We start from the raw sequence: 3,097 nt of genomic DNA on the forward strand, positions 1-3,097 counted from the left end.
CTGCTCGTCCGATAAGTCGCTCGGATACGCCCGTCTGTCCATGCGCCGCAGAACATCACCCGAACCACGACTGGCACGCCAGTACGGCCGACGTTTACACGAACGAGCGATCACGAGCCGAGAGAAAAGGGACTTAACGTCCACTGAGGGGGCGGGGACGCAGCAATGCGTCCCCGCTATCCGACAGGTCCCACGCCTCGGTGGACGACGCACCAGCCTGTGGTGCGCGTGGCTGGCCTGGTCCCGATTCCACGTGGTCATCCCAGTGTTCGACAAGACCCTGCCGACGGTGGCGGCCCGCCTGGACGCGACGTTCCGCACGCCGGGCGGGGTTCCGACCCACTGCCTGACCGACAACGAGAAGACCGTCACTCTCCCGTTGGTTTCTGCTCTGGGGCCGCCCCGGGCATGGAGGATTGAGGTGCGCGGCGTCAGCCGCCGGCGGAACGGTATGCCTTCACGGCGGAGGCGAGGACCTTCTCCGAGCTCGGTGACGGTTTCTGATCGGAGACCTGCTGCACCATGAGGATCACATCGCCCATGCGGACGAAAGCGGTTTCGCCGACGAACGGTGCCGGGTCGCCGGGGAATGTCGACGTGGTGTGGAGCAGCAGGCTGTCGTCGGCCGACACCTCGGCCGCCGTGACGGACGCGGTCTCCTGGAGCCGCGTACCGTCCGCGAGTGTGTTGGTGTAGGAGGCGCAGCCCTGTGCGACACCGCGGATGGCGGCCATGACCGCGGCCGCCTGTCCGGGCGCGTACCGGTCGAGCGACTCCTGGCCGAACCAGTCGAGGTCGTCGTCGGCGACCGGCGTCCATTCCACCCCCACCGCCACGTCCTCCGCAGGTTGGGCGTGAGTCGTCATGAAGGACTCGACGCCGAGTTCGGAGCACGGCATCGACGCGATGGGGACTGCCGACGGGGTGTGCGGAGCACCGGTCGTCGTCGAGTTGACTTCCTCCGTGAGGAGCCGGAAACCCAGGGGAAGCTGGTCCGAAGTCAGCAAGCCGTTCCGCAGCCGCTCCAGAGGCGCCCGGCTGGAGGCCGCGGCTGCCCCCGGACGGGCCTGCGGGTCGGCCGAGCAGGCCGACACGCTGAGAACTGCCAGAACAACCCCAGCCACCGCGCAATGACGTGTGCGCACTGATCCACCCCCAGGATTCGTGATCGCGTCGTACTTTCCCACACAGGCACTTCCGGGCTCTCACCCCCTGGGGCATGCACGAGCACAAGAGCCGGCGCTGCGGGAGCCCTCCAGCCGCTGGATCTCGGCCCAGACGGCGTCGGCGTTGCCACCGGGGGCCGCAGGTGCACAGGGGAGCGGTGCTTGCACTGAAGCGGAAGTGCGCGGCAGTCGGGTGCGCTGGTCAGGCTGTCGGCGCTGCGGCCGAGGGCGTTGGCTCCGGTGGCGGCGCGGGTGTGTGGCGTCGGCCGCGATCTCCACGGCAAGCTGGTCCGGCGAAGGCGCCGGGGCGGGCACAGGGGAGTAGGGGAGTAACTGTAGGCCGGGACGCCGAGGTGGCGGCGCGGTGGCTGGCGGATGGCGCGCTGGGCGGCGGCCCGCAGCGTGGGCAGATCGGGGTGGGAGGTCATTGCGGGCGGCTCCGTGCTCTCGGTGGGCGGTGCCGGCCGGGCGACCGCGCCGCGCATCGGAGCGCCCCGCCCTCCAGCTCGTTGCCCAGGGGGCGGGGCGCGAGGCCGGTATGCGGCGTCAGCGCCCGGAGCGGCTCACCGCCGGGTAGAGGTGTACCTCGTCGAACCCCTCAGCGGCCAGGCCGGGGAGGGCTTCGACGGCGAGCCGGTGCTGTCGGCGCGGACTGCTGAAGGTGACCACGGCTTGGCGTCACTACGCTGACGACGAGCCGTCGCTGGTACACCTGTGGCTTCACCTGGAGGGGCTGGGCCCCGTCCTGTTCCATACGCCCTCGACCGGCTTGTCTCTGCGGGCCGATCAGCCGCACGGACCGTACTCGATGGCGGAGCACGGCAGCGTCTCCGTGGCCGACGATCCGCCGGAACCTCAGGCCCTCCCGTCCGAGGAAGAGATCACCGTCCCGCCGCCCCCTCACCCGAGGTCAGCGGCTCGTGTTGAGCCGGCTGATCAGGTCGAGAGCCGTGGCCCACCAGTTGCGGCGGGTCTGCGACTGCCTTCGCGCTACGGGGACCCCTTGCCTGGAGACGCTGTCCGACGCCGGCCTCGCCGAGCGGCTCGACGGGCTGAGCAAGTACGACCGCTGCGTCGGGCTCGCAGGGGCAGGCCGCCGGTCAGCGGTCGCGGAAGAGCTGGTGCAGGTGCAGGACCCCGAACTGCCCGTGCGCGCGGGTCGCACCGGCGTCGGCAGGAAGCCGTCCGGCCAAGGCGGCGGGCCAGGCTCTGGTAGAGGCCGGGAGGGCTGCTGTCGTCTGCCGCGAGCAGCGAGGACAGCAGCGGTTCATCGGCCGACGGTCCCACCTCCACCCGCGTCGGCGCCTCCAATCGGCCTTACCGGATGTCGGCGAGCACGGCGTCATGGCCGATGGCGGGTCGTCAAAGGACTTTGTACGTCAGCTCGTACAGAGACAAAGACAGGGCGCCGATGGCCTGCGTTCGTTCTCCAAGGCCTACCTCGGAGGGGATGATCTTTGCCCCCCCGATGAAGCTGACCTGACTAGTCGCCTCATGCAGTTCGTGCAGAACGATGTCAATCGGCGCCTGGTTAACGAACGGAACGAATCGCTCGTCGAACTCAAACGCGTCCCCTTCTCGCATTTTTAGCCTGTCAAAGGTGCCGCCGTCACCTCGACCGACGAGGACGTCCACGCCGTTCGGGTCTGGAATTCTTTTCGCCTCCAGAGACAAAAGCTTGGCGAAAGCTGCATCTGTCATGTCGATCCTCCCATGCCCCTGCGTCGCGCAGCGTGACTGAGTCGTAATACGCGTATCCGGGCGGCGCATTCCGTAAAGTCCCATCGCTGTGCGGGAGTGTCCGACTAGGAGCTGTCCGGCCGATCATCCATAGGGCGAGTGGGAACGGTTGCGGCCGTTCCTTCCGGTCAGCAACAGGCGTTGCGGCCGGTGGCGCGACCACCGGCAGGTGATCGACGGGATCCTGCACC

Annotated in this window: 3 protein-coding genes and 1 pseudogene; 1 reads left to right on the plus strand and 3 read right to left on the minus strand. The window is 68.8% G+C overall.

The window, feature by feature from the left end; genetic code table 11:
- Positions 1-190: 190 nt before the first annotated feature.
- Positions 191-394, plus strand: a pseudogene (locus ABZW30_RS46665) (IS21 family transposase); the annotation flags it as partial.
- 37 nt (positions 395-431) lie between these two features.
- Here the strand turns inward: ABZW30_RS46665 and ABZW30_RS46670 are convergent.
- From ABZW30_RS46670 to ABZW30_RS46680, 3 genes are all read right to left on the minus strand, one after another.
- Positions 432-1,145 (minus strand): hypothetical protein, encoded by a 714-nt coding sequence (locus ABZW30_RS46670; protein WP_355677439.1) that lies wholly within the window; start codon positions 1,143-1,145, stop codon positions 432-434.
- Between the two features lie 567 nt (positions 1,146-1,712).
- A complete protein-coding gene (locus ABZW30_RS46675; RefSeq protein ID WP_355677440.1) occupies positions 1,713-1,835 on the minus strand; it encodes a hypothetical protein in 123 nt (40 codons plus the stop codon).
- 693 nt (positions 1,836-2,528) lie between these two features.
- Positions 2,529-2,867 (minus strand): hypothetical protein, encoded by a 339-nt coding sequence (locus ABZW30_RS46680; RefSeq protein WP_355677441.1) that lies wholly within the window; start codon positions 2,865-2,867, stop codon positions 2,529-2,531.
- Positions 2,868-3,097: the final 230 nt, after the last annotated feature.

The sequence above is a fragment of the Kitasatospora sp. NPDC004669 genome (assembly GCF_040609455.1).
Lineage (GTDB): Bacteria > Actinomycetota > Actinomycetes > Streptomycetales > Streptomycetaceae > Kitasatospora.